Origin of the sequence: Mesorhizobium sp. M0088, from assembly GCF_040322895.1 — a bacterium.
Lineage (GTDB): Bacteria > Pseudomonadota > Alphaproteobacteria > Rhizobiales > Rhizobiaceae > Mesorhizobium.
On record NZ_JAMYUI010000031.1, the window covers coordinates 16986 to 42785 of the forward strand.

At 62.1% G+C, this 25800-nt stretch carries 22 protein-coding genes; 11 read left to right on the forward strand and 11 right to left on the reverse strand.

The genetic code is table 11. The features are described 5' to 3' along the window. The first annotated feature begins 286 nt into the window (after window positions 1-286). The 3 genes from NKJ67_RS29860 to NKJ67_RS29870 all read left to right on the forward strand — a co-directional run bounded on the left by NKJ67_RS29860 (window position 287) and on the right by NKJ67_RS29870 (window position 4073). On the forward strand, window positions 287-1912 hold the full coding sequence (locus tag NKJ67_RS29860) for an ArnT family glycosyltransferase (protein WP_352584842.1): 1626 nt from the start codon (window positions 287-289) through the stop codon (window positions 1910-1912). A gap of 188 nt (window positions 1913-2100) precedes the next feature. Continuing rightward, window positions 2101-3027 carry a lysylphosphatidylglycerol synthase domain-containing protein gene (locus NKJ67_RS29865; RefSeq protein ID WP_127270649.1) on the forward strand — a complete coding sequence of 309 codons (927 nt, stop codon included), beginning with the start codon at window positions 2101-2103 and terminating at the stop codon, window positions 3025-3027. A 44-nt stretch (window positions 3028-3071) separates the two neighbouring features. Beyond that, window positions 3072-4073 (forward strand): glycosyltransferase family 2 protein, encoded by a 1002-nt coding sequence (locus NKJ67_RS29870; RefSeq protein WP_236383117.1) that lies wholly within the window; start codon window positions 3072-3074, stop codon window positions 4071-4073. A 261-nt stretch (window positions 4074-4334) separates the two neighbouring features. On the opposite strand, the gene NKJ67_RS29875 is transcribed toward NKJ67_RS29870, so the two are convergent. Together NKJ67_RS29875 and NKJ67_RS29880 are read right to left on the reverse strand one after the other, a co-directional pair. Next, on the reverse strand, window positions 4335-4742 hold the full coding sequence (locus tag NKJ67_RS29875) for a hypothetical protein (RefSeq protein WP_127267682.1): 408 nt from the start codon (window positions 4740-4742) through the stop codon (window positions 4335-4337). Window positions 4743-4997: 255 nt separating this feature from the next. Beyond that, window positions 4998-6878, reverse strand: a complete 1881-nt coding sequence (locus tag NKJ67_RS29880; RefSeq protein ID WP_352584845.1) for a glycosyltransferase family 2 protein — start codon at window positions 6876-6878, stop codon at window positions 4998-5000. A 612-nt stretch (window positions 6879-7490) separates the two neighbouring features. Here NKJ67_RS29880 and NKJ67_RS29885 point away from each other — a divergent pair. Further along, window positions 7491-8414, forward strand: a complete 924-nt coding sequence (locus NKJ67_RS29885; RefSeq protein WP_127319805.1) for a glycoside hydrolase family 26 protein — start codon at window positions 7491-7493, stop codon at window positions 8412-8414. A gap of 132 nt (window positions 8415-8546) precedes the next feature. Next, window positions 8547-9065 carry a DUF995 domain-containing protein gene (locus NKJ67_RS29890; protein ID WP_127331777.1) on the forward strand — a complete coding sequence of 173 codons (519 nt, stop codon included), beginning with the start codon at window positions 8547-8549 and terminating at the stop codon, window positions 9063-9065. 57 nt (window positions 9066-9122) lie between these two features. Here the strand turns inward: NKJ67_RS29890 and NKJ67_RS29895 are convergent, their stop codons facing one another. Next, the gene (locus tag NKJ67_RS29895; protein WP_023813773.1) at window positions 9123-9572 is read right to left on the reverse strand and encodes a DNA polymerase III subunit chi; all 450 of its coding nucleotides are present in this window, start codon (window positions 9570-9572) and stop codon (window positions 9123-9125) included. 28 nt (window positions 9573-9600) lie between these two features. Beyond that, entirely contained in the window at window positions 9601-11112 is a 1512-nt protein-coding gene (locus NKJ67_RS29900; protein WP_256745850.1) for a leucyl aminopeptidase, read from the reverse strand. A gap of 352 nt (window positions 11113-11464) precedes the next feature. On the opposite strand from NKJ67_RS29900, the gene lptF reads away from it, so the two are divergent. The 6 genes from lptF to rsmA all read left to right on the forward strand — a co-directional run bounded on the left by lptF (window position 11465) and on the right by rsmA (window position 19078). Beyond that, window positions 11465-12667 (forward strand): LPS export ABC transporter permease LptF, encoded by a 1203-nt coding sequence (gene lptF, locus NKJ67_RS29905; RefSeq protein ID WP_127267686.1) that lies wholly within the window; start codon window positions 11465-11467, stop codon window positions 12665-12667. Further along, the gene (gene lptG / locus NKJ67_RS29910) at window positions 12664-13749 is read left to right on the forward strand and encodes an LPS export ABC transporter permease LptG (protein WP_352584916.1); all 1086 of its coding nucleotides are present in this window, start codon (window positions 12664-12666) and stop codon (window positions 13747-13749) included. The genes lptF and lptG overlap by 4 nt, the downstream gene beginning before the upstream one ends. Then, a complete protein-coding gene (locus NKJ67_RS29915; protein WP_352584848.1) occupies window positions 13749-16169 on the forward strand; it encodes an LPS-assembly protein LptD in 2421 nt (806 codons plus the stop codon). Before lptG ends, NKJ67_RS29915 begins: the two co-directional genes overlap by 1 nt. Before the next feature lie 99 nt (window positions 16170-16268). Next, window positions 16269-17198, forward strand: a complete 930-nt coding sequence (locus tag NKJ67_RS29920; protein WP_127321184.1) for a peptidylprolyl isomerase — start codon at window positions 16269-16271, stop codon at window positions 17196-17198. A gap of 1 nt (window position 17199) precedes the next feature. Further along, window positions 17200-18228: a 4-hydroxythreonine-4-phosphate dehydrogenase PdxA gene (gene pdxA / locus NKJ67_RS29925; protein ID WP_127268605.1), complete on the forward strand. Its 1029-nt coding sequence runs from the start codon at window positions 17200-17202 to the stop codon at window positions 18226-18228. Window positions 18229-18238: 10 nt separating this feature from the next. Next, window positions 18239-19078, forward strand: a complete 840-nt coding sequence (rsmA, locus tag NKJ67_RS29930) for a 16S rRNA (adenine(1518)-N(6)/adenine(1519)-N(6))-dimethyltransferase RsmA (protein WP_352584850.1) — start codon at window positions 18239-18241, stop codon at window positions 19076-19078. Window positions 19079-19215: 137 nt separating this feature from the next. Here the strand turns inward: rsmA and gmk are convergent, their stop codons facing one another. The 7 genes from gmk to fabD all read right to left on the reverse strand — a co-directional run bounded on the left by gmk (window position 19216) and on the right by fabD (window position 25755). Further along, on the reverse strand, window positions 19216-19872 hold the full coding sequence (gene gmk, locus NKJ67_RS29935; RefSeq protein WP_013532512.1) for a guanylate kinase: 657 nt from the start codon (window positions 19870-19872) through the stop codon (window positions 19216-19218). A 3-nt stretch (window positions 19873-19875) separates the two neighbouring features. After that, the gene (locus NKJ67_RS29940) at window positions 19876-20766 is read right to left on the reverse strand and encodes a YicC/YloC family endoribonuclease (protein ID WP_256745642.1); all 891 of its coding nucleotides are present in this window, start codon (window positions 20764-20766) and stop codon (window positions 19876-19878) included. A gap of 155 nt (window positions 20767-20921) precedes the next feature. Continuing rightward, window positions 20922-22172 (reverse strand): endolytic transglycosylase MltG, encoded by a 1251-nt coding sequence (mltG, locus tag NKJ67_RS29945; RefSeq protein ID WP_352584852.1) that lies wholly within the window; start codon window positions 22170-22172, stop codon window positions 20922-20924. Window positions 22173-22274: 102 nt separating this feature from the next. Continuing rightward, the gene (gene fabF, locus NKJ67_RS29950) at window positions 22275-23537 is read right to left on the reverse strand and encodes a beta-ketoacyl-ACP synthase II (RefSeq protein WP_127273339.1); all 1263 of its coding nucleotides are present in this window, start codon (window positions 23535-23537) and stop codon (window positions 22275-22277) included. Window positions 23538-23571: 34 nt separating this feature from the next. Then, complete coding sequence (locus NKJ67_RS29955) at window positions 23572-23808, reverse strand: acyl carrier protein (protein WP_006203723.1); 237 nt, start codon at window positions 23806-23808, stop codon at window positions 23572-23574. A gap of 210 nt (window positions 23809-24018) precedes the next feature. Next, complete coding sequence (fabG, locus tag NKJ67_RS29960; protein ID WP_127271122.1) at window positions 24019-24756, reverse strand: 3-oxoacyl-[acyl-carrier-protein] reductase; 738 nt, start codon at window positions 24754-24756, stop codon at window positions 24019-24021. A gap of 57 nt (window positions 24757-24813) precedes the next feature. Then, complete coding sequence (gene fabD, locus NKJ67_RS29965) at window positions 24814-25755, reverse strand: ACP S-malonyltransferase (RefSeq protein ID WP_352584854.1); 942 nt, start codon at window positions 25753-25755, stop codon at window positions 24814-24816. Window positions 25756-25800: the final 45 nt, after the last annotated feature.

Genomic DNA, 25800 nt, shown 5'->3' on the forward strand with positions numbered 1-25800 from the left:
ACGGTCGACGCAAAGCGGCGGCAATCTGGTCAGATCTGTCGGTACAATTGGCGTGCGCATGCCTGTTTGGCCCAAGGTAGCACTATCAGCGCTCTGACAGCCTAGGAAACTATTTAACAGTCGCGAGAACGGTGATGTCAACCTTCGCCAAGCGGATAAACAACAACTATTCGAGACACACGCAGCCGCAATCGTCAAAATTAAGAATTGCGTCGTATATTCCTCCACCTCCGACAATCGCGCTCAAAAGCAACATCCGCAGACGTTAGGGAGGACGCGGTTTCAAATGACGGACGACCCGGAGTTGAATCAGGCCGAAGGTCAGCAATACCTGCAGTCAAGCGACCGGGAGATGGCTGCTAGCAGCACCCTGAGCCCCAACATGGCGATATTGCTGGGCATCCTGTTCATTGCGGTCGTGTTCAGGTTCCACAACATCACCTTGCCACTCGTCGATGCCTTCAGCTGGCGCGAGGTAAGCACGGCAATGATGGCCGACAATTTCCAGCAGCGCAGCTGGAACATCTTCTTTCCGGAGGTCAGCTGGACCGGACCCGGGCCAAGTTATCAGGGCCGCGAGTTCCAGATCGTCAGCTATCTGACCGCCCTGCTCTATCAACTCTTCGGCTGGCACGACTGGTTCGGCCGCATGGTAGCGGCCTTCTTCGGTCTGGTGACGGTGTTTTCGCTGCACAGGCTAACGGCGTTATGCTGGGACGAGACCCACGCTCACGCCGCGGCGCTTGCCTACGCGCTGATGCCGGCGGCGATCATGATCGACAGCTCGTTTCTTCCCGATCCCGCGATGCTGGCCCTGGTGACGCTCGGCGTCTGGCTGTTCGCGAAATACTGGGCCGGCGGCAGCGGCTGGCTCCTGCCGCTTGCCACGGCGAGCTTCTCGCTCGGCGTGCTGGCAAAGCCGCCGGGCCTCGCCGCCGGCGCCGTCATCTTCTACCTCATGGTTTCCTGGGTTCTTGAGAACAAGCGAAAGCAGGCGGCCAAGGTCTTCCTGTTGGGGCTTTTGAGCTTGGCCATCATCGGCGCCTATTTCAGCTGGGCCATTTATCTCGGCCGCAGCTATCCGCCGTTTCATGTCGCGGGCAGCGGCTATATCTGGGATTCCGGTTTCTGGACATTCTTCAGGAACAGCTTCTACTTCAAATCCGTATGGAACACCTCAGTCTGGTGGTTCTACGGCTATCCGTTCATGGTGCTGATCGCGATCGGCTTCTGGCTGCCGCCCAGACCCGTCGAAGACCCCAAGCAACGCACTCTTTCGGCCATCCCTTATGTTTGGCTGGCTGCGGCCATCGTCATCTATCTGGCGGCAGCGCGCGAGATCACCAGCAATCCCTGGAATTACCACATCTTCCATGTGCCATTCGCGATGTTCTGCGGCCGCGGCGCGTTTCTCCTGGCAACGCTTGCATCGGGACCCGTTTTGTCCCCGGCGGTCGTGCTGCGCGCGATCTGCATCGCGGCCGTCACGCTGGTCTGGTCGACTTTTCCCCTTGTCAGAACAATGAAGACGCCGATCGCCATGAATGGCAAGCTGCTTGGCGACGAACTGGCGCGGTTAGCGCAGCCGGGCGACCTCGTCGTCGCCATTGCGCCCGAGGTCGGCGATCCCGTCGCCGTCTACTACAGCAGAGCGCGCGGCTGGGTGTTCCCGCCTGGCGGCGGCGATGTCGAATGGTCGAAATTCGTAGCGGACGATGCCACCGCGATCGCGCAGCTCGAGGAATTGCGCGCGCAAGGCGCGGACCTGTTCGGCACGGCCAAGAACGCCGCCGACAAGCAGGACCGGCTGTTCCTCGAGCATCATGACGGGGTCATCGACTATCTCGACAAGACCGCAACCAAGCTTGTGGATTCGGACGATTTGCTGGTCTATAGGATCAGCCGTCCATAGAACCGCGACAGTCTGGGGCTGTGGGCCTTGGACAGGATATTGTCCCGACGGTTCGGCGGTCGCGTTCTCCTGCCGAAACTCGGCAAGCCGGTGGGCCAGGCGAACCGATCCCCGATGGCGGTAGGGATACTCGGGCACCACGCGGTGCTGCCATTTGAACTCGGCGGTGGAAACCGGCGGAGAATTGGTTGAAAAGAGCAATCTCAATAATCGTGACCCTGGCCCTACTAGCGTGGGTCGCCAGCGACTCGCGCTGGAAGATGGTGGGCGATGCTTTCGCGAGCATCACGCCCGGCGCTTTCGCGGCCGTGGCGCTTGCGCTGTTCGTCACCTACGTGCTGCGCGCGCTGCGCGTCTGCGACGAGTTCCGCGAGGAGGTGCATGGCCGTTTCGGCGCCTGCCTGCGCGTCATTCTGATCCACAATGCGATGATCAACGTCGTGCCCTTCCGCGGCGGCGAGACGGCATTTCCCCTGCTCCTGCGCCAGGTCTTCGGCATACCGATCATGCGTGCCAGCGCCTCGCTGCTGTGGTTCAGGCTGCAGGACGCCTTCGTCGTCGGCGTGCTGGCCCTGGCTGTGTGGCCGGGCCTGCATCCGGCGATAAGAATCGCGGGCGTGGCCGCGGTAATCGCTGCCGCCTGGTACCTGCCGCGCTGGGCGCGTGCGCCGCATGACTGGGCAGGCCGCGGCAAGATCGTGGCGAAACTCGGCAGGCTGCGCGATGTCTTCACCGAGGCGACCGGCCGATCGCGTTATGGCTGGTGGTGGACGATCGCCAATTGGTCGCTGAAGCTCACTGTGCAGGGATGGTTGCTGGCAATGCTACTGGGGACATCCTTTTCGACCGCCTTTCCAGGCGTCGTCGGGGCCGAAGGCGCCGCCATACTACCGGTGCAAGGCGTCGCCGGCTTCGGCACCTACGAAGCGGGTGCAGCGGCGGCGCTGCTCACCTCCGGCATTGCCATGAAGAGCGGCCTTCAGGCAGCGCTGGCATTGCATCTGTTCATCTTCTGCTCGGCAATCGCCACGGGTGCGATCGCCTGGCTGTTTCCCTCGAAATCGACACTGCCGGGGAACCCGGCCGTCGGCCCTGCAAGGAAGCCATCCCTATGAGCGTATTGCCCCTCCCTGCTTCGGGACTGCCTGACGGCGCGGTGATGCCGGACCATACACTGTCCATCGTCGTGCCCATGTACAACGAGGCCGAGAACGTCGAACCGCTGCTGGTGCGGATTCACCAGGCGATGGAACGCTACGGCCAGCCGTGGGAGGTCGTGCTGGTCGATGACGGCAGCACCGACGCGACGGTGAGCGAGATCAGGCGCCTGGCGGCGCATTACGGCCCGCATGTGCATGCGGTCGAGCTGGTGCGCAACTACAAGCAAACCGCCGCGATGCAGGCCGGTATCGACGCAGCGCGCGGCGACGTCATCGCCACGATCGACGGCGACCTGCAAAATGATCCCTACGACATTCCGCGTATGGTCTACCGCCTGTTGAGCGAGGATCTCGACCTGGTGGTGGGCTGGCGCAAGGATCGCCAGGAAGGTTTTTTCATGCGCAGGCTGCCCTCGCGCATCGCCAACGCGCTGATCGCGCGCGTCACCGGGGTGCGCCTCAAGGACTATGGCTGCAGCCTCAAGGTCTATCGCGGCAACGTCATCCGCAGCGTCAAGCTCTATGGCGAGATGCACCGCTTCATCCCGGCATGGCTGGCCACGGTGACGACCCCCAGACGCATCGCGCAGGAAGTGGTGACGCATCACGCCCGCATCCATGGCCAATCCAAATACGGCATTTCGCGCACCTTCAGGGTCGTGCTCGATCTAGTCTTCATGTACTTCTTCATGCGTTATCGCACGCGGCCCGGGCACTTCTTCGGCGGCATCGGCATCGTGCTTGGCGCTCTGGGTTCGCTGATCCTTGCCTACCTGCTTTGCCTGAAGCTGCTTTTCGCCGAAGACATTGGAACGCGACCGATGCTGTTCACCGGCTTCTTCCTGCTCATCGCCGGGGTGCAGATGGTGACGTCGGGCGTACTGGCTGAAATGCTGGCACGGGTCTATCACGAAGCGAATGGAGCATCGGCCTATGTCGCGCGGCCACAGCCGGCGCGCAGTGACAATGACGGCTGGCTCCGCCCGAGCCGGCCATCATGAGGTGATCGGGACGCCATCGAGGCTCTCCGTCCCCAGCGTTGACCGGGGCAGTGGCTTCATCGATAGCTTGCTGGGAGGGATTTTGGTTTCAGGCCGACGGCGGACTGGCAGGGTTCATTGATCCCAGGAATGGCGGCCTGAGGGCAAGAGGCAAGGCGCAACGTCTGCGCCAACCTCTCGCCCTCGACTCGCGCCCCCTGGCGAATACAAGAGCGGCGGATCCTTCATTCAAATCGCGCCGCCACTTTTAGGTCTGATGGTCTAGTAGCGCGAACGGCAGCTGGCGCGCTGGCCGAAACCGCTCGGGCCACAAATCCAAGGCGAACGGCCAAGGAACGGGCCGCCATTGCCCAGACGGTAGGAGACCTTCACCGGCGCCGGCCTTCCGACCCGCTGCGGCCGCACGAAGGCCGCATAGGCCTCCTCCCTCGTACGCGTCACCATGGTCGTCTGTGTGAGCGGCTTGCGGTTGAACAGATGCAGCCGCTTCTTCTTGACGTCGTGCACCTTCTTGCCGAGCGTATGCACCACGGACTTTGTGCCGATCGAGCTGGTCTTGGTCGCGTCCTTGCTCTGGCAACCTGAGAGTATCGAGATCAATGCAACGGCGGCAAATGCACAAGCATATTTCGCGCCGATCCTTGCCCTTCTTTCCATACCTTTGTTCATCATTGTCCCCTACCACGAATATAATTCGTTGCAGCGCGGAGATCTATTTGCTTTTTTGGCTTCCGCGCCACGCGAGCAGCCTATCGCCGCTCACATCATGGATTGTATATTAGGGGAAACTTATTAAAGATCATGCAAACGACACGATGAACGCGGCCTTTCGGCAATCGATCGGATATAATTAAAGTTTGATCTTTTGGGCTCGTGCCTGCAGCCGTCCAGAGTGCCGGCCCGCTACGCGGACGCCTCCAGCATTCAGCGCCGCGTTTCCCAACCTGGATCGAAGTAGAAATTGCGGCCACCGATGTTGCCCTGGCCGGCGCCGGAAACCACATAGGCGATGCGCACGATGCGCAGGCCACCGGCGCCCTGCTGCAGTCCGTAGACGCCTTCCATGCCGCGATCGTAGAAGCCCGCGGCGGGCACGATCAGCGCCAGCACGGCAAGCGACCCCTGAAAGGCGACTTTCGCCGCATTGGCGCGCAACGGAATCCTGTTTTCGATGACGTGCCTTACGACAATCACAACAACCAGCAGCCCGTAGAGGAAGGCGTTGAAGGCGGCGAACCAGTAGAAGCCGGTGGCATCGAAGGGGTGCTCAACGAGCAGGACAGGCAGTGCCGCGCCGATGGCCAGCGCCACATAGGGAGTGAGGGCGCGAGCCGGCAGAAGGTGCTTGGGGCCGCTGCCCTTGGGCGTGACGCGGAAATCGACGAATGATTTGGTCAGATAGTCGCGGATCGACGACAACGTGCCGGCCAGCACCCAAGGCCAACGCGCGAAGAAGAGGAACAGCGTGCCTTCCCAGCTGATCGTCTTGGCCGTCATCGGGCGCGAGAGGCCGAACGCCTTCAGCAGCATCACCAGGCCAACCAGCGCGACCGCGTTCGGCAGATAGTAGAACAAAAAGTCGAGATACATGACATTGGCGAAGTTGCGCCCGGTAGACAGCGCATAGACCGGCATGACGTACATCAGCAACGCAAAGACGGCGAACAGCGGATACCAGAGCTGGCAAAAGAGGAATTGGAATCTCAGCCGCGGCGACAGCTTTGGGAGATAGCTCGGCGAATATTCGAGCAGGATCGTCATCAGACTGCGCGACCACTGGAATTCCTGGGTGATGAGGTCGGCGAAGGTCTGCGGGCCATCGCCATGGGCGATGGCGTCGAGCGCATGCACGCCGTGCCATCCGGCCGCGTTGATCAACATGGAGGTGGAGTGATCTTCCGCCAGTTCAGGACCGAGACCGCCCGCCTGCTTCAGCGCCTTGGTCCGCACGGCATAATGCGAGCCGATGCAGAGCGGAGCTCCACCGCCCGTATGGCCGGACTGCAGCGGTCCGTGAAACATCCCTTCCGGAAACAGCCTGCCGCGCGCCGCCCAACTCTCGGCGGCGTTGTTGTCGCAGATGCTCGGCGCCGAGACATAGCCAACCGAGGGATCGGCGAAGGGAAACAGGATCTCCCTCAGATAGGTTGGCGTCGGTACATGGTCCGCATCCATCTGGGCGACGAAATCGTAACGCTCGTAGCCATAGTGGTCGTAGAAGAACGCCAAATTGCCTTCCTTGCAGCGCGTCCGGCGTGGCCATGTCGTGCGGTGATAGTCTTGCCTGCCGCGCCGCGTCGAAATCATCACGCCGTGAGCGTCGCACCAGCGAACTGTCTCTTCGGAGGGATCCTCGTCGGCCAGCCAGGTATCGTGCGGGTAATCCTGTGCCAGCATCGCTTCGAGCGTGCGCGCAACGACGGCAAACGGTTCGGAGGGGGCCTTGGTGACCACCATCGCGACCCGCGAACGCTTCGGGATCGTGTGAAGCTTGGACGGTTTTTTCGACGCATGCACGTTCAATAGAAAGTACAACGGCATGAGCGTGTGCCATACCAGGATGAGTGTTGCGAACGTGTATGGCCCGAGATGTTCGACATGCTCCGGCTTCAGCCACCAGATCCAGAAAAACCCGAGTGTGCAGAACCAGAAAGCCAGCGCCAGTCTCAGGATCCATTGCTGAAAGGCCGACAGCACGGGCACCAGAAAGGGTCCCTTCTGCGCAGTGACTGCCAGAGCCGCCTCAGATCGATGCGCCCGTCGGCTCTTATGGCCGACGACGCCATCATGCACGGAAGCACTCATACACTTACTCGCCCGCCACTTTGGGCTTCCGCCGACAAGGTGGCTGGAAGCTCCCAAAATCCCAGCATTAGAATTAGCTAATGCTTTCTTAGCGTCAACTAAATTAATTGTTTGTTGAATATGATTCTTGAGATTTGGTTAACCTAACGCGTATCGGGGGAGGAATAGCCGCTACCGAGCAGTCAGTCTGGCGGCGAGCCGGCAAACTCTTCGGTGCTGGAAATTCACCGACGGGTCGAGGCAGTCGGAGGGGATCCGGCCAAAGCCTTTAACCATGTTGCGGTCGTCAAGGTTAAGCAACCGTTAATTGTGCTTGACTCTTGGCCCTGACCGGCTCTTAAATTAGCCAGGGATGATATATCGGGATTTTGACGCGAATTTGTGAGTATCGCGGCGAACTTTCTCTCGAACGCCCCCCTGTATAGGGGCTTGAGAGGTAATTTTGGGTGGCTCTGTGCCAGGTTCGCACATCCGCCAATGGGGTCGCTCCGAAATCCCGCAGATTCTGCCAAATAGAGCCGATCGGTTTTTGGGTAGTCGTGTCGATCAGGCATCGATGCGCACGGGCGAAGCCTTAACTTCCGAAAGAGGTTGGGGCCATGGGAGATCGACATGAAATACTCCACAGTAAAAGCACTCGCAATCGCGCTGGCATTGGGCGGAAGCGCCGCGTTCCCCACGGCAGGAGGCGCTGGCTCGGTAGCCGCGACGGACCCCGTCCAAACGAGCAGCGCCGCCTCGGCGTTCGGATCCTATGATCCCTACGGCGACTTCAGCGCCGACAAGAGTGCCAGCATCGAAGAGCTGTTCCTGCCTTGGGAAGACGTCGACCTGTCGACGCTGCCGCTTGCCGACGCCTATGCGCTGCAACGCGGACGTTCGCTGCTGATTACGGTTGAACCGTGGACCTGGTCGAAGGACTGGCGCATCACCCCGCCCGAATTGCGCGACGGCATTTTGAGCGGCAAATATGACGCCAACATGCAGGCAATCTGCGGCCTGGTGGGACAGATGAAGAGCCCGGTGACCATTCGCTGGGCTCAGGAAATGGAAGACAAGAACGGCCGCTTCACCTGGGCCAACTGGGCTCCCAAGGACTGGATCTCCGCTTACAAGCGCGAGGTCGATATCTGCCGCAAGGCTGCCCCCGCCGCCAAGTATATGTGGTCGCCCAAGGGCGAAGAGGGTCTGGAAAAATACTACCCCGGCGACGACTATGTCGACGTCATCGGCCTGTCGGTGTTCGGTCTGCAGAAAAAGGATAATGACGAGGCCGGTCATGACCGTACCTTCGCTGAGCTGCTGAAGCCCGGCTATGACCGCGTTGCAGTATTCAACAAGCCGATCGTCGTTGCGGAACTCGGCTATGTCGGAAAGCAGGACTATGTCTCGAAATGGCAGGAAGATTCCCGCAAATCCTACGCGGAGTTCCCGGCGCTGACTTCGGTCGTCTACTTCAACCAGAAGGAAGTGTGGCCGTGGCTGGGTGGCTATGGTCTGCCCGACTGGAGGGTGACCCAGCACGTCCTGCCGTAGACGCATCGTGCTGATCGATCCCGACGCGATCGGGATCGATTTCCAATCTCCTGTTCGATCATGCTCCATCTCGAACCAGCGGTTCGGGATGAGGGTTGAGGCGTGGCGTAAATCAGTCTGTGGAGAAGTTTCGTGAAACGGGTAGTGGGAAATTATCTCGGAGCGGCATTCGCCTGCTCCGTTCTTGTTCTTGCCTTTCAGGTTCCTGCGACGGCCAAGACGGCGACAAGGATCGCCGAGCAGGCGCAAAAAGCCACAGTCGTTCCTGACGAAGGCGTCTACCAGATTTATCAGAACCATTCGTGGCTGTGGGGCAAGAAGGGCGCCGGGTTCTTTGCCGTCAAGCAGAGGCAGTTCGATGCCTGGACTCACGACAAGGGCAAGTCGGGCTATGGCGACGGCATGTGGTTCATTCCCGGCGGCGGCAAGCTCTGCTACCGCGCGCAATGGCATGGCTCCTGGGGGGTGAAGGGCTCGATGACCTGCTTCGAGCATCGCCAAGTGGGCAAGGTTATCTACAAGCGTAAATCGCCTGATGGCGAATGGTACGTTTTCAAGAGCCCGCGTCGAAACCGGTCGGACGAGTCGATGAAATTGAAATACGGCGACTACGTCACAACGAAAATGAACCGGATCAAGGCCAAGCAGTAGATATTGTCGTGACACGCCACAGGTCAAGCATGTCGCCTGACGTTCAGGCGACCTGCCTTAAGCCTTGCGCTCCCAGCGGCGATCTGGCGTCTGTTGCCAGTAGGTGACGGCGTGGCCAGCGCTCTTCATCACCTTCCAGTGCCCTCGCGCCGCCTCGAGTTGGGCGGCATCGTGGCCATCGAACAGGAACACCGCGCGCTCGTAGCCGCCAAGGTCAGGCGGCACCGCACCGTCGACCAGGAACCTAATCTTGGCGTCGTTGGGATTGCCGTCGCCGGTGGTCAACAGAATCGGCTGTTCACCGGGATGAGCCTCACGATCGGTTGCGTGCGCCAGGAACGAATCGTCGCGGAAGGTCCACAGATGCTGGTCGAGCGCATCGCGGCGTTCCTCCGTGCCTGTCTGCACCACGGCGCGCCAGCCACGGTCGACGCTGCGCTCCAGGAGGCCTGGCAGCGCATCCTCCAGCGTCGATTCAGTCAGGTGGTAGAACAGGACGTCGGCCATCGCTTCAGCCTATAGTGATTGAACCCGTTCACTGCTCATAATTATCGCGCACCAGCCGGTCGAGCAGCCTGACGCCGAAACCGGAACCCCAGGACTGGTTGATCTCGTTCGACGGCGCCCCCATCGCCGTGCCGGCAATGTCGAGATGAGCCCATGGCGTATCCTTGACGAAGCGCTGCAGAAACTGCGCCGCAATGGTGGCGCCGCCAAAACGGCCGCCGATGTTCTTCATGTCGGCGTTCTTGGAATCGATGAGCTTGTCGTATTCGGCACCGAGCGGCATGCGCCACAGCCGTTCCTGCGTCGCCTGCCCCGCCGCCGACAACTTTTCGGCCAGCTCGTCATTGTTGGAAAACAGGCCGGCATAATGTTGGCCGAGCGCCACCATGATGGCGCCGGTCAGCGTCGCCAGATTGACCATGAATTTCGGCTGGAAGCGGTCGTTGCAGTACCACAACGCATCGGCCAGCACGAGGCGGCCCTCGGCATCGGTATTGAGCACCTCGATGGTCTGGCCCGACATCGAAGTGACGATATCACCGGGACGCTGGGCATGACCGTCGACGGCATTTTCGACCAGTCCGATGATACCGACGACATTGGCTTTCGCCTTGCGGGCCGCCAGCGCATGCATCAAGCCGGTGACGGCGGCGGCACCGCCCATGTCGCCCTTCATATCCTCCATGCCCGAGGCCGGCTTTATGGAATTGCCGCCGGTGTCGAAAGTGACGCCCTTGCCGACGAAGGCGATCGGGCTGTCCTTCGGCTTGCCGCCGTTCCACTGCATGATCGCCATGCGGGCGCCGCGCGGCGAGCCTTGCGCGACACCGAGCAGCGAGCCCATACCGAGCTTCTTCATTTCCTTCTCAGCCAATATCTCGACCTTGACGCCTAGCGCCTCGAGTTCCTTGGCGCGGGCAGCGAACTCGACCGGCCCAAGCACGTTTGCCGGTTCGTTGACGAGGTCGCGCGCCAGCAGGACGCCGTCTATCACCGCCTCGGCATCGGCGAAGGCCTTCTTCGCAGCGGCCGGATCGGCGGTGTGGATGGTCACCTTGACCGACTTCTTCGGCTCTGCCTTGCTGTCGTCCTTGTCCTTCCTGGTCTTGTACTTATCGAAGGAATAGCTGCGCAGGAGAATGCCCGCGGCAAGGTTTGCCGCGTCCTTCGCACTCGGCGAAGCGCCGGCCACATCGAGGACCACCGCCACTTCGGTCGCCTTGCGCAGCGACGCGGCAACGGTGCCGCCAAGCTTCAGCCACGCATATTCGTCCAGTCCCGACACCTTGCCGGTGCCTATCGCCACCAGTCTGTCGAGCGACGCTCCCTGCGGCGCCAGAACTTCCACCGTACTGGCGAACTTGCCCATGAACTCAGCCACGGGAAAGGCCCGCTCCAATGTCTTGCCGGGATCGCCGGCCTTGGCGACGTCGCTCAGGCCGCCCTCATCCGCCGCGAACACGAAGACAGTGCCCTTCTTGTTTACCGCGCTCTGGGACCCGGAAAATTTGGCGAAGGCGATCGACGGTCTTTGATTCATCATGTCCTGCTTTCAGGGAATGCGCGACTTTTGGGGAAGCGGTTCGAAACGATGCGCGACATTTGGTCGTTTTCCGGCATTTGGCAAGACTTTGCCGAATTGGCATCCCATATGACCTATGGAATCGATGACGATTCGTCGCGGCACGGCCCCGCTTTTTGCCGCAACCTGTTGTTAACCATCGATGTTCGCCCTTTCTTATCCATTCCCGCCGACACTCCGCCCAGCCGGGGGGCGTAATGTGGGACAGAACCCGGATCGACCATCTGATGGAGCCAGTTGTGCAGGCGCTGCCGGACAGCTACCTTGTTCGGTGGCATGATGCCGTTCGAAAAAATCGAGAAAAGCCTTCATGAAGGTCGTTGAACGCTACATCATGCGCCGCGCTTTCGTGGTCTTCATGGCCGCTCTTGTGTGGACGCTGGCGATCGTGTGGACGACACAGGTGCTGGCAAAGATCGATCTGGTGACAGACAGCGGCCAGTCGGCGTTGACCTTCTTCGAAGTCGCCGCCCTCATCCTTCCGTCCATCATCCCGATCGTGGTGCCTTTTGCGCTGGTGGTAGCAGTCGCACAGACACTCAGTGTGATGAATTCGGATTCCGAACTCGCCGTCGTCAACGCCGCGGGGGCCTCGCGCTGGACGATCGTACGGCCGATCATGTTGCTGGCGCTCGCCGCCGCCGTTTTTTCCTTTGCCGTCGACAACGGCATCGACCCTTACGCACGGCAGAAGAACCGGGCACTGGTGGCCTCGTCGCGCGCGGATCTGTTGTCGTTGATCATCCAGGAAGGCACCTTCCGCAAGATTGACGACGGGCTGTTCCTGCAGATCGGTGAGCGCCTTCCCGACAATCGGCTGGGTGGCATTTTCGTCGCCGATTCGCGCGAGGAAGGCGTCAACCTCGTCTACTACGCCAAGACCGGCAGCATCGTCGAACGCGGCGGTGAAAAGGTGCTGATGATGAATGACGGCGTCATCCATCGCAAAACGCTGACCGGCGATCTCTCCGTCATCCGCTTTACCTCCTATGCCTTCGACATGTCGGCCTTCATGGCGGCGGCTTCGGCGGTGACGCTCCTGCCCAAGGACCAGACGACGCAGTACCTGCTCAACCCGGGCGCCAACGACAAGTACTATCAGCAGAACCCCTACGAATACCGGGCCGAGGTCAACCAACGGTTCTCGGAATGGACCTATTCCATGGTTTTCGCGCTGATCGCGCTTGCGGTTGCCGGGGATGCGCGCTCGCACCGCGAGGCGCGCGTCAATCCGCTGATCACGGCGATCACGATATCGCTGTTCGTGCGTTGGCTGGGCTTTTTTGCCGCCAGCAAGGCGGATGAGGTCCCGCAATATGCGTATATGGTCTATGGCGTGCCGATCGTGGCTTCCGCGGTGGCGATCTGGTTCATCGTCTCCAACCGAACACTGGAACTGCCGGTGACCTGGGCGGACTGGATGACAAACTTCGCCACGCGCATCGCTGACAGCTGGAATGCTTTCAAATTGCGTTTGTCCAGGCGCGGCGCATCAGGGCAAGGGGTCGGCTGATGGGCTGGACACTGGGCCGCTACTTCTTCTTCCGCTATGTGACGATCACCATCTGGTTCTTCATCGGCCTCCTGGCATTGGTGTTCCTGATCGACTTCACCGAGCTGTCCGGCCGCACCACCGGCCTGCCCGGCTTCACCTACGGCACGGCGGTAGCCATTTCAGGCCTCCGTATGCCGATGATCATGCTGCAGACGGTGCCGTTCGTCGGTCTCTTCTCGGCGATGGCGACGCTGGTGTCGCTGAACCGGCGCTACGAGTTGGTCATCGCGCGTTCCGCCGGTGTTTCCGCCTGGCAGTTCCTCTTGCCCTGCTGCATCGGAGCCTTGCTGTTCGGCGTCCTGTCGGTTGGTGTCATCAATCCGCTCGCCGCGCACGCATTCTCCTGGTCGGAGCAGATCGAAACCCAGCTGCGTTCCGGCAAATCGAATACGGTCTCGGCCGATGCCGCGCCCTGGATCCGGCAGAAAACCGGTTCGGGCGACACCATCATCGGTGCGCGGGCCATCCTGAACCAGGGCCTGGAAATGGCCGATGTCGTATTTTTCATTCTCGACCCGCAAGGCAACATCGTCGAGCGCAAGGACGCCGCCCGTGCCTTCCTGCGCGACGGCTATTGGGAATTACAGGACGTCAAGACATTCCAGAACGGCACGATCCAGGCATCGGCAACCGATCGCGTACCGACCAATCTAAAGCCCGAATTCGTGCAAGAGCGGCTGGCGCGCCCCGAAACCATCCCCTTCTACGACCTGCCCGGAAAGATCGAGGTTGCCCGCTCCTTCGGCCTCAAGGCAAATGCTTTTGCCATGCAGTTTGATTCGCTCGTGGCGTTGCCGTTCCTTCTCGTCGCCATGACGCTGATCGCGGCAACGGTTTCAATGCGATTTGCTAGGATGGGACAGTCGGCGACGATGATTCTGGGTGGCATCATCGCTGGCTTTCTGCTTTATGTCGTTTCGGTGCTGGTGAAGGCATTCGGCGTGGCGGGATTCGTGCCGACTGTCGTAGCCGCCTGGGTACCGGTCATGGTGGCTATGTTCTTCGGGGTGACTTTCCTGCTATACAAGGAAGACGGCTAGTGAGGGAGGCGTTTTTGCCCAGCAACAGGCAGGCCGGTTTGGCGCGCCTCTATGCGGCGACCGCCTTGGCGTGCGTGCTTGCCTACGCCGTTCCGGCACCGGCGCTTGCGCAGGACGTCGGCGACATGGCGACATCGGTTCCAGCCGGCTCGCAAATGCTGCTGGCGGCCGATACGCTGGTCTACAACAACGACAACCAGACCGTGACCGCCGTCGGCGGTGTGCAGATCGACTATGGTGGCAATCGCCTTGTCGCCCAGCGAGTCGAATACAACCGCAACACCAAGCGGATGGTCGCGAGCGGCAACGTCGAAGTCATCAACAGCGACGGCACCAAGATCAATTCGCAACATATCGACATCACCGATGACTTCGCCGACGGCTTCGTCAATGCGTTGCGGGTCGAAACCATCGACAAGGCCTATTTCGCCGCCGAAAGCGCAGAACGCATGGGCGGCGTGCTGACCACCTTCCACAATGGCGTCTACACTGCCTGCGAGCCGTGCGAGGATAAGCCGGATAAAGCGCCGACCTGGCGCGTCAAGGCCAAGAAGATCATCTGGAACGGCGAGAAGAAGACGGTTCGCTTCGAGAATGCGAATTTCGAGTTCTTCGGTTTTCCGCTTGCTTATCTGCCTGCATTCGAAATTGCCGACCCGACGGTGAAGCGCAAGAGCGGCTTCCTGATCCCGAGCATCATCTACAAGAGCGATCTCGGCGTCGGCGTGAAAGTCCCCTATTATCTCGCATTGGCGCCGACCTACGACCTGACGGTCACCGGCACCGGCTATACCAAGCAGGGCTTCCTCGGTGAGGCCGAGTGGCGTCAGCGCTTCGACAATGGCGAGTACAGCTTGAAGATCGCCGGGATACACCAGCAGAATCCCGACGCCTTCCTCGACACCACTGCCTTCCCATCCAGCTCTGGCCACAACGTCAATTCGGGCAGCGCCGGCGACCCCAACAAATTCCGCGGCATGATGGGTACCCAGGGGCAGTTCGCCATCAACTCACGCTGGAACTTCGGCTGGGACGTGCTGCTGCAGACCGATAAGAACTTCTCGAACACCTACGGCATCGACAAGTACAATAGCAGCGTCCACCAGTCGTCGGTCTATTTGACGGGTCTCAACGGCCGCAACTATTTCGACGTGCGCGCCATGCATTTCGATGTGCAGGAAGATACGCCTGACGACAACGCCTCTGCGCGAAGCGGACAACAGCCCTGGGTGCTGCCGTCGCTCGACTATGCCTATATTCCTGATGCGTCGGTGGCCGGCGGCCAGTTGTCGCTCAATGTCAACGCGCGTGTCATCCGCCGCGACGAGCTCGATGATACTTTCTCCACCCCCATACAGCGTGTCCCTGGTATCGAAGGCGAATCCGGCCGTCTCACCGCCGAGGCCGAGTGGAAGCGGAGCTTCGTCACCGATGGCGGGCTGGTGCTGACACCATTGCTCGCGCTGCAGGGCGATGTGGACTACCTCAACGCGTCGTCGGCTTCGCTAAACGCCGTCAACCAGATGGCAGCAAATTTGAGCGAGCAGGCCGATATGCGCTCGTCATTTGCCCGTTACATGGCAACCGCAGGCCTCGAGATGCGTTGGCCGGTGCTGTTTTCCATGGCCAGCGGGTCCAGCCACGTTATCGAGCCAATGGCGCAGGTCTTCATGCGCCCGAACGAGCAATATGTCGGCGGTCTCGCAGTACCCAATGAAGACGCCCAAAGCATGGTCTTCGACGCGACCACCTTGTTCGAACGCGACAAGTTCTCCGGTTACGACCGCGTCGAAGGCGGTTCGCGCGCCAATGTCGGCTTCCGCTATTCCGGCTCGTACAACAATGGCTGGGGCACCAATGCCATTTTCGGCCAATCCTATCAGATCGGCGGCGAGAACTCGTTCGCCGCGCCGGATCTGGTCAATGTCGGCGCCAACTCCGGCCTCGACACGGCCAAATCCGATTATGTCGGCCTGTTCGGCATCAACAGCCCCAACGGCTTCGCGGCCTCGGTCAGCGGCCGTTTCGACGAACAGAGCTTCGAGGTTCGCCGCGCCGAGGTGAAGGCCGCCTATTCCGGCCTGCCTGTGTCGCTGAGCGCCAAATACGCCTTCATCCAGGCCCAGCCACTGTACGGCTTCACCACCGACCGCCACGAGGTCACGCTTGGTGCATCGACGCATCTGGCCGAAAACTGGCGCGTCTTCGGCACAGGAACCTACGACCTGCAGCAAAGCCTGCTGGTCAAGGACGGTGTCGGCTTCGCCTACAACGATTCCTGCTTCACTTATCTGATGACCTACTCGCAGTCGCGCGATCTGAACACCAGGGAGGTGTCGCAGACCATCGGCTTCAATCTGTCGTTCCGCACCCTCGGCGAATTCGGCTCGTCGACCAGTGCCATCGACACGATCCAGTAACAATCGGCGACATCGTTTCGCCGCATAGGGCTGGCACGGATTTCGCGCACCTGGAAAGATGAAATTGGGCGGGACCGGGATAGAATTGGGATACCAACGATGAGGAAATACCTCTTTTCAGCAGGTTTCGCGTTGCTCGTGGCGGCGACGTCCGTGTCGATCACTGCAATGACGCCGCCGGCTTTCGCCAGCGAGATCAAATACGTCGTCAACAACATTCCGGTCACCACCGGTGACATAGCCCATCGCGCCGCCTTCCTGAAGCTGCAGCGCAAGAAGGGCGATGCCGGCCAGGAAATGATCGACCAGACGCTTCGTATGGCCGAGGCCAAGCGGCTTGGCATCCGCATCAGCGACGCACAAGTCGAGGCGGCGTATCAGCGCTTTGCCTCGAGCAACAAGATGCAGCTCAGCCAGCTTGACGGCGTCATGGAGAAGTCAGGCGTCACCAAGAGCCACTTCAAGGAATTCATCCGCGCCCAGATGGCCTGGAACCAGGCTTTGAGCGCGCGCTACCGTTCTGGCGACGGCACCGGTGCCGTCAGCGAGCAGGATCTCGTGAGGAAGATGCTCGAAAAAGGCGGCGCCAAACCGAGCGCCACCGAATACATGCTGCAGCAGGTCATCTTCGTGGTGCCGGCAGCTGAACGCAGCGCGACGCTGGGCAAACGCAAGCGCGAGGCCGACGCCATGCGCGCCCGCTTCAACGGCTGCAAAACGACGCGCGAATTCGCCAAGGGCCTGATCGACGTCACCGTTCGGGATCTGGGCCGGGTGCTGGCGCCGCAGCTGCCGCCGGACTGGGCCGAGCAGATCAAGGCGACCAAAGTCGGCGGTGCCACCGCCACGCGCGAAACCGAACGCGGCGTCGAATTCATCGGCATCTGCTCGTCGCGCGAAGTGTCCGACGACAAGGTCGCCCAAATGGCGTTTCAGGCCGAAGGCTCCGGCGGCGACAAGGATGCCGACGCGCTCAGCAAGAAATATGTCGACGAGCTGAAGGCAAAAGCCCGCATCGTCAAGCGCTGACGTGAGCAACGCAGTGACTGCGCTCGCGTTGAGCGCCGGCGATCCGTCCGGCATTGGGCCGGAGATCGCCATCGCCGCCTTTATGGCGCGCGAAGCTGCCGCCCTGCCCCCCTTCTACCTGCTCGCCGATCCGGCGCTGATCGCCTCCCGGGCGCGCCTGCTCGGCATTTCGCTGCCGGTCGTCGAAACGACATCAGCGCAAGCGGCGCAGGTCTTTGCCCGCGCCTTGCCGATCGTTCCACTGACTGCCCGCTGCATCGACAGTCCCGGCCGGCCGGATCCGGCCAATGCGGCCGCCACCATCGAGGCCATCGACCGCGCCGTCGCCGATTGCCTTGCCGGCGAAGCCTCGGCCGTGGTCACCTGCCCCATCGCCAAGAAGCCGCTCTACGACGCCGGCTTTCGCTTCCCCGGCCACACCGAGTATCTGGCGCATCTGGCGGCCCGGCACAGCGGCGTCGAGGCGATGCCGGTGATGATGCTGGCAGGACCCGACCTGCGCACCGTTCCCGTCACCATCCACATCGCGCTGGCCGAGGTGCCGAAGGCACTGACCACCGAGCTGATCGTCGCCACCGCGCGCATCACCGCCGCCGACCTTACCGGCCGCTTCGGCATCGCCAAGCCACGGCTGGCGATTGCCGGGCTCAACCCGCATGCCGGCGAAGGCGGCGCCATGGGCCTCGAGGACGAGCGGATCGTGCGCCCGGCGGTCGACATCCTGCGTGCCGATGGCATCGACGCTTTCGGCCCTTTGCCGGCCGACACGTTGTTCCATGTCCGGGCGCGGGCGGGCTACGACGCGGCCCTTTGCATGTATCACGACCAGGCGCTGATCCCGGCCAAGGCGCTGGCTTTCGACGAGGCGGTCAATGTCACGCTCGGCCTGCCCTTCATCCGCACCTCGCCCGACCACGGCACGGCCTTCGACATCGCCGGCAAGGGTGTGGCGCGGCCCGACAGCCTGATAGCGGCGCTGAAGCTTGCCCGGCGGCTGGCCGACACGAACACGAAGGCGGTTGCGGTATGAGATCTCGGGCATGAGCATCGACGGGCTGCCGCCGCTGCGCGAGGTGATCGAGCGTCATGGGCTGCAGGCAAAGAAGGCGCTCGGCCAGAATTTCCTGCTCGACCTCAACCTCACCGGCAAGATCGCGCGCACCGCCGGCGACTTGTCCGATGCAACCGTGATCGAGGTCGGTCCCGGTCCCGGCGGGCTGACCCGCGCCCTGCTTTCCAACGGCGCGCGTCACGTCATCGCCATCGAGCGTGACGAACGCTGCCTAGCGGCCCTTGCCGAAGTGTCCGATCATTATCCCGGCCGGCTGGAGGTTGTTTCCGGCGATGCGCTGAAGACGGATTTCGCAGGCCTTGCCAGCCGAGCGACCGGCAATGGCGGTCCGGTCAAGATCGTGGCCAACCTGCCCTACAATATCGGCACGGAGCTGCTGGTGCGCTGGTTGACGGTCAGCGACTGGCCGCCTTTCTACACCTCGATGACTTTGATGTTCCAGCGCGAGGTGGCCGAGCGCATCGTCGCGCCTGCCGGCAGCGACAGCTATGGCCGGCTGGGGGTTCTTGCCGGCTGGCGGACGGAGGCGAGGATCGCCTTCGACGTACCGCCACAGGCATTCACGCCGCCGCCAAAGGTCACCTCCTCGGTGGTGCATCTGGTGCCGCGCCCGACGCCCCTGCCCGCCGAGGTGAAGAAACTCGGCCGCGTCACAGAAGCCGCTTTCGGCCAACGTCGCAAGATGCTGCGGCAGAGCGTGAAAAGCCTCGGCGGCGAGGCCCTGCTCGAACGAGCCGGCATCGATCCGACACGCCGCGCCGAGACGCTCAGCGTCGAGGAATTCGTGCGGCTGACCAATGCGGTGTAGCTCTCTTCTCCCCGTTTACGGGGAGAAGATGCCGGCAGGCAGATGAGGGGGCAGCACGAACCTTGAAATGCCAGAACCGTCCCTCATCCGGCCCTTCGGGCCACCTTCTCCCCGTGAACGGGGCGAAGGAAGAGGTCTCAGCCCGTCTTCTCGTCCAACAGTCCAGAGACGAAATCGAACAGGCCTGGCCGGCGGTCGCGTCTTAGCCGCTCGGCGACGACGATGCCGCGCACTTCGGCGAAAGCGCGGTCAAGGTCATCATTGACGATGACGAAATCATATTCCTTCCAGTGCTCGATCTCGTTGCGGGCGTTTTTCAGCCGCGTCTCGATCACCGCCTCCTGGTCTTCAGCGCGACGTTTCAGCCGCGCCTTCAACTCCTTCATCGATGGCGGCAGGATGAAGATCGAGACAATGTCGGCGCGCATCTTCTCCTTGAGCTGCTGGGCGCCTTGCCAGTCGATGTCGAACAGCATGTCGCGCCCCTCGGACAGCGCCAGTTCGGCCGGTTCGCGCGGCGTCGCATAGCAATTGCCATGCACCTCGGCCCACTCCAGCAGCGCGTCGGAATCACGAAGCCGCTCGAATTCGCGCATCGTCCGAAAATGATAGTGGACGCCTTCGATCTCGCTTCCACGGCGCGGCCTGGTGGTGACCGAGACCGACAGTTCGAGGCTGGAATCGCTTTCCAGAAGATTGCGCGCGATCGTCGACTTGCCGGCGCCGGACGGCGACGACAGGACGAGCATCAGGCCCCGGCGGCGTATGCGGGACCCCAAATCCTTGGCAACCATCGGCTACTCCAGATTCTGGATCTGTTCACGAAACTGGTCGACCACCGCCTTCAGGTCCAGGCCGATCGCGGTGATGGCTGCGGCATTCGATTTGGAACACAGCGTATTCGATTCGCGGTTAAATTCCTGTGCCAGAAAATCGAGCTTGCGACCGACCGCGCCGCCGCCCACCAGCAGTGCCCGGCCGGATGCGACATGCGTTTTCAGCCGGTCGATCTCTTCGCGAATATCGGCCTTGGTGGCCAGGAACGCCGCCTCCATATGCAGTCGGGTGGCATCCAGATTGGCGGAAGCGTCCATCAGCAGCCTGACCTGCTCGGCGATGCGTTCGCGGATCACCGCGGTCTCGCGGGATGGATCAACTTCTGCCCGCAGCGTCAGCGCCTCGATCGTGTCGATATGACCCGACAACAGCAAAGCCAGCGCGGCTCCTTCGCCCTGCCGTGCCTGTTCGAGCCCGTTCAAGGCCACTTCGAGCGCGGCCATGATCGCGGCATCGAGCGTGGCCCTCGCCTCCTCGGTTTCGACGGTTTCAGGAATGTCGAGCACGCCGCGCAGCGAAAGCAATCCATCCGACGTCGCCGCAGCAACGCCGAATTGCTCCTGCAGCCGCTTGGCGAGCCCAGCAAGGTCCTTCAGGAAGGCTTCGTTGACGACCGGCTGCGCCTGCGCGCCAACGGCACGGCCGATGGTCAGCGTCGCCTGGAAATTGCCGCGTGCAAAACGTTTCTGAAGTATTTGCCGGACAGCAGGTTCCAACCGCTCGAAGCCTTGCGGCAGCCGCAGCCGTACCTCGACGCTCTTGCCGTTGACGGACTTGACCTCCCAGGCGATCGAGGTGCCTTCGTGCTCGGCGACGGCACGTGCAAAACCGGTCATGCTCTGCAAATTCATATCGCCCACACGTCCCTGGCACATCGCCCTGAACCGGCTTTCCGGACAGAGCGAGTGCGGCTTGAAAAAGACTGCGCCGCAGGCGCGCCGAAACCGGACGCGCGGCGCTCTTCCAAATGTCAGGGCGTTGCCTGCCGGGCAACGCCTTTCTTCATTTACTGGGCAGCGCCCGCGTCACCGCCGCTGTCGTCGGCACCGTCAGCCGGCCCACCGCCAGCGGGTTTGACGGCCTTGCTGTCGCCGGTGCCAGTCGTCTTGGCGGCTTTGGCGGCATCATCGGCCTGCTTCTTCAGCAACGCGCGATAGCGGGCGACGTTCTCGTTGTGCTCGTCCAGCGTCGCGGCAAAGACGTGCCCGCCGGTGCCGTCGGCAACGAAATAGAGGTCGGCGGTCTTCGACGGATTGGCCACCGCCTCCAGCGCTGCACGACCCGGATTGGCGATCGGCGTCGGCGGCAAGCCATTGATCACATAGGTGTTGTAGGGCGTCTGTCTCTGGATGTCCGACTGGTAGATCGGCCGGTCCGCCGGCTTTCCCTTGCCGCCGAACAGCCCGTAGATGATGGTCGGATCGGATTGCAGGCGCATGCCCTTGGCAAGCCGGTTCAGGAAGACGGCGGCAACTCGCGAACGCTCGTCACCCTTGCCCGTCTCCTTCTCGACGATCGAGGCCAGCGTGACGAACTCCTCGACGTTGGCCAGCGGCAGGTCAGGCGCGCGCCGCTGCCAGACATCGTCGACCAGCTTCTTCTGATCCGCCAGCAGCTTATCGACCATCTGCTGGCGTGTCGCTCCGCGCGTGAAGCGCAGCGTGTCGGTGGCGAGGCTGCCCTCCGGCGGCGTGGTTGCCGGCATGTCGCCGCTCAAGGCATTCTCCTCGGCGATGCGCTGCAATGCCTGGTCGACCGTCAGTCCTTCAGGAATGGTCAGCGAATACATCACCGACTTGCCGCTCTTCAGAAGCTCCATGATATCGCGCATGGATGCCCTGGGCTTGATCTCGTACTCGCCGGCTTTCAGCGCGGAATCATTGCCGAAGGCCCGCACGCCAAGGCGGAATACCCGGGCGTCGCTGATCAACCCGCGGCGTTCGAGCTGGTCGGCGATATCCTGGACGCCGGTGCTCGGCTTGACCAGGAAGGTGTCGCCATTGGCCGAAGGTCCGGGTTCGGTGAATTCCTGCTTGCCGAAATAGACCGCGACGCCAGCCGCCAGAACCACCAGCATCACCGAGGAGATGACGAAGTTCATGAACACGACGACCTGGCTGCGTGACGCACGCGAGCGCTTCGGCGGCGGCGTGCCAGCCTCCGGCCGCAACGCTTCGCTGGCCGTTTTCGGCACGATCGGGCCGGATGTCGGCGGCCGTTGCCCGAATTCTCCGTTGCCTGCCGGATTTGTGTTCATTTCGCCCTACCGTTTGATCGCCCAACGAATCCCCAGCGGCAGAGTAGGGGCGAATATGGCAAAATTGACGGCACGCCGAAGCGCCGCCCGGCAGCCGGACGATCAGCCATTGTAGCGCTGGAAGACCAGCGACGCGTTGGTCCCGCCAAAGCCGAAGGAATTGGACAGCGCCACGTCGATCTGGCGGGCACGCGGCTTGTTCGGCACCAGGTCGATCGCGGTTTCGCGTTCCGGGTTGTCGAGGTTGATGGTCGGCGGCGCGACATTGTCTCTGATAGCAAGGATCGAGAAGATCGCTTCGGCGGCACCCGCCGCCCCAAGCAGATGGCCGATCGACGACTTGGTCGACGACATCGAAATCTTCGATGCGGCATTGCCGACAAGCCGCTCGACCGCGCCGAGCTCGATCGTGTCGGCCATGGTCGAGGTGCCGTGCGCGTTGATGTAGTCGACATCGGCCGGCGTCAACTTGGCCCGGTTCAGTGCCGCCGTCATGCAACGGAAGGCGCCATCGCCATCCTCGGCGGGCGCGGTGATGTGATGCGCGTCGCCGGTGAGACCATAACCCGTCACCTCGGCATAGATCTTGGCGCCGCGCGCCCTGGCATGTTCGAGCTCCTCGAGCACGACAACGCCGGCGCCCTCGCCCATAACGAAGCCGTCGCGGTCGCGATCATAGGGTCGCGACGCCGTTTGCGGCGAATCATTGCGTTCCGTCGACAGTGCCCGGCATGCGGCAAAGCCGGCGATCGACAGCCGCGTCACCGGCGCTTCGGCGCCACCGGCGACCATCACGTCGGCATCGCCCCACATGATCAACCGGGCAGCATCGCCAATGGCGTGCGCGCCGGTCGAACAGGCCGTGACGACGGCATGGTTCGGGCCTTTCAGTCCGTGCCGGATCGAAACCTGCCCGGAGACGAGATTGATGATCTGGCCCGGGATGAAGAAAGGGCTGATGCGGCGCGGGCCGCGCTCCTTGAGGATCATCGCGTTCTCGGCGATGCCCTCGATGCCGCCGATGCCGGAGCCGATCAGGACGCCGGTGGCACACCGCTCTTCATGCGTCTTGGGTTCCCAGCCGGAATCCTTCAGCGCCTCGTCGGCGGCGGCAATCCCGTAAAGGATGAAGTCGCCGATCTTGCGCAGTTCCTTGGGCTCGAGCACGGCCTCGGGATTGAAGGTGGCATTGCTGCCGTCACCACGCGGAATGACGTGGGCGATCTTGCAGGCAAGATCCTCCACCTCGAACTCAGTGATGCGCTTGGCAGCGCTGCGGCCGGTCAGAAGCTCCTTCCAGCTGTGCTCGAAGCCCATGCCGAACGGCGACAGCAACCCAAGGCCCGTGACGACGACACGCCTCATCGCAGGTCCTCCCCGGTGATGACTGCGGAAAGCGTCAGGCCGAAGCCTTGTCGATGTACTTCACGGCATCGCCAACGGTCAGGATGGTCTCAGCCGCATCGTCGGGAATCTCGACGCCGAATTCTTCTTCGAACGCCATGACGAGTTCGACCGTGTCGAGGCTGTCGGCGCCCAGATCATCGATGAAGCTCGCCTGCTCCGTCACTTTGTCGGCATCGACGCCAAGGTGCTCGATGACGATCTTCTTGACGCGCTCTGCGGTGTCACTCATTTGGGCATCCTCGTCTTTTGTTTGTCTGTCTTCGTTAGCGGGCAGAATGCCGCTAATCAAGCTGAAAGATGGTCCTGCCGGAAACGCAACGACTACGGACCGGTTTTTGCCCGAACCGCCGGGTTGCGGGCCGCATTACACGAAAAATAGCTGAGGTCCAAGCCGAAATGGTCTCTTTTCACAACCCGCCGGCGTTGCTGCCGAACCTCGTCAAATCATAGCCATGCCGCCATTTACGTGGATGGTCTGGCCAGTGACGTAGGCGGCTTCGTTGGAGGCGAGATAAGCGACGGCGGACGCGACTTCAACGCTGGTGCCCATGCGCCGCGTCGGGATCGCCGCCATGATCGCCTCTTTCTGCTTGTCGTTGAGCTTGTCGGTCATCGCCGATTCGATGAAGCCCGGAGCGACGCAGTTGACGGTGATGTTGCGGGTGGCGATCTCCTGTGCCAGCGATTTGGAGAAGCCGATCATGCCGGCCTTTGAGGCGCAGTAATTGGTCTGGCCGGGATTGCCGGTGATGCCGACCACCGAGGTGATGTTGATGATGCGGCCATGGCGGCGGCGCATCATCGGGTGGGTGAGTTCGCGGGTCAGCCTGAACACGGCGGTCAGGTTGACCTCGAGCACGCTGTCCCAGTCGGCATCCGACATGCGCACGAACAGGCCGTCCTTGGTGATGCCGGCGTTGTTGACCAGGATGTCGACGCCTTCGAGATCGGCTTCGGCTTTCTGGCCGAGCGCCTTGACCTCCTCACGGTTGGACAAATTGGCCGGGAACAGCTTGACCCGGTCGCCAAGCTCGCTAGCCAGCGCTTCCAGTTTCTCGACGCGGGTGCCATGCAGGCCGACGATCGCGCCCTGCGCATGCAACATCCTGGCGATCGCCTCGCCGATGCCGCCGGATGCGCCGGTGACGAGCGCCTTGCGGCCAGTCAATTCGAACATTTTTGTCTCCTGATTGAGAAGAGAACACCCTTTACAGGGATGGGATCAAATGACGCTTTATGCAAGCGCCGCCATGGCCGCCTCGACGTCAGCCGCGGTGCCGACCGACGCGGTGGCGACATCGCGGTTGATGCGCCGCGCCAATCCTGAAAGCACCTTGCCGGCGCCGATCTCGTAAAGCGTGGTGACGCCGTTTGCGCCGAACCATTCCACCGTCTCGCGCCAACGCACGCGGCCGGTTATCTGTTCGACCAGGCGGCGGGCGATCTCGTCTGGATCGCTGGTCGGGCTGACCGTAACATTGGAGAGGACGGGAACCACCGGCGCGTTCTTTGCCACGCCGGCCAGGGCTTCGCCCATGACGTTCGCGGCCGGCGCCATCAGCGCGGAATGGAAGGGCGCGGACACCTGCAGCATCAGCGCGCGTTTGGCGCCTTTCTCGGTGCACAGTTTCGCGGCCAGTTCGACCGCGGCCTTGGCGCCGGAGATGACCAGTTGGCCACCGCCATTGTCGTTGGCGATCTGGCAGACAGAGCCTTTGGCGGCTTCCGCGCAAGCGGCTTCGACATCGGCCTGTTCCAATCCGATGATCGCCGCCATGGCGCCCTCGCCGGCCGGCACCGCCGCCTGCATGGCATTGCCGCGTATGCGCAGCAACCGGGCGGCATCGGCAACCGAAACGAAGCCGGCAGCGGCCAACGCCGAATATTCGCCCAGCGAATGACCGGCGACATAGGCGATCTTGCCTTTCAGCGAGAAGCCGCGCGATTCCAGCGCCCGGATCGCGGCCAGCGACACCGCCATCAGCGCCGGCTGCGCGTTGGCGGTCAGCGTCAACGTCTCTTCCGGCCCTTCCCAGATCAGCTCCGACAGATTTTCGCCGAGCGCATCGTCGACTTCCTGGAAGACCCTGCGCGCTTCGGGGAAGGCGTCGGCGAGATCCTTGCCCATGCCGACCGCCTGGCTGCCTTGTCCGGGAAAGGTGAATGCAACGGCCATGCGAGGGCTCCAAAGGGCTGGTTTTGCTTGCCTGAAGACGGGTTT

What these genes read in the sequence shown, in the direction of transcription:
- NKJ67_RS29870 (WP_236383117.1), top strand. Translation starts at nt 3,072, where the DNA reads ATGCCGGACCATACACTGTCCATCGTCGTGCCCATGTACAACGAGGCC.
- NKJ67_RS29900 (WP_256745850.1), bottom strand. Translation starts at nt 11,112, where the DNA reads ATGAATCAAAGACCGTCGATCGCCTTCGCCAAATTTTCCGGGTCCCAG.
- mltG (WP_352584852.1), bottom strand. Translation starts at nt 22,172, where the DNA reads ATGAACACAAATCCGGCAGGCAACGGAGAATTCGGGCAACGGCCGCCG.
- NKJ67_RS29895 (WP_023813773.1), bottom strand. Translation starts at nt 9,572, where the DNA reads ATGGCCGACGTCCTGTTCTACCACCTGACTGAATCGACGCTGGAGGAT.
- NKJ67_RS29875 (WP_127267682.1), bottom strand. Translation starts at nt 4,742, where the DNA reads ATGAACAAAGGTATGGAAAGAAGGGCAAGGATCGGCGCGAAATATGCT.
- NKJ67_RS29920 (WP_127321184.1), top strand. Translation starts at nt 16,269, where the DNA reads ATGAGGAAATACCTCTTTTCAGCAGGTTTCGCGTTGCTCGTGGCGGCG.
- rsmA (WP_352584850.1), top strand. Translation starts at nt 18,239, where the DNA reads ATGAGCATCGACGGGCTGCCGCCGCTGCGCGAGGTGATCGAGCGTCAT.
- fabF (WP_127273339.1), bottom strand. Translation starts at nt 23,537, where the DNA reads ATGAGGCGTGTCGTCGTCACGGGCCTTGGGTTGCTGTCGCCGTTCGGC.
- gmk (WP_013532512.1), bottom strand. Translation starts at nt 19,872, where the DNA reads ATGGTTGCCAAGGATTTGGGGTCCCGCATACGCCGCCGGGGCCTGATG.
- NKJ67_RS29880 (WP_352584845.1), bottom strand. Translation starts at nt 6,878, where the DNA reads ATGAGTGCTTCCGTGCATGATGGCGTCGTCGGCCATAAGAGCCGACGG.
- NKJ67_RS29940 (WP_256745642.1), bottom strand. Translation starts at nt 20,766, where the DNA reads ATGAATTTGCAGAGCATGACCGGTTTTGCACGTGCCGTCGCCGAGCAC.
- fabD (WP_352584854.1), bottom strand. Translation starts at nt 25,755, where the DNA reads ATGGCCGTTGCATTCACCTTTCCCGGACAAGGCAGCCAGGCGGTCGGC.
- lptF (WP_127267686.1), top strand. Translation starts at nt 11,465, where the DNA reads ATGAAGGTCGTTGAACGCTACATCATGCGCCGCGCTTTCGTGGTCTTC.
- NKJ67_RS29860 (WP_352584842.1), top strand. Translation starts at nt 287, where the DNA reads ATGACGGACGACCCGGAGTTGAATCAGGCCGAAGGTCAGCAATACCTG.
- NKJ67_RS29885 (WP_127319805.1), top strand. Translation starts at nt 7,491, where the DNA reads ATGAAATACTCCACAGTAAAAGCACTCGCAATCGCGCTGGCATTGGGC.
- NKJ67_RS29955 (WP_006203723.1), bottom strand. Translation starts at nt 23,808, where the DNA reads ATGAGTGACACCGCAGAGCGCGTCAAGAAGATCGTCATCGAGCACCTT.
- fabG (WP_127271122.1), bottom strand. Translation starts at nt 24,756, where the DNA reads ATGTTCGAATTGACTGGCCGCAAGGCGCTCGTCACCGGCGCATCCGGC.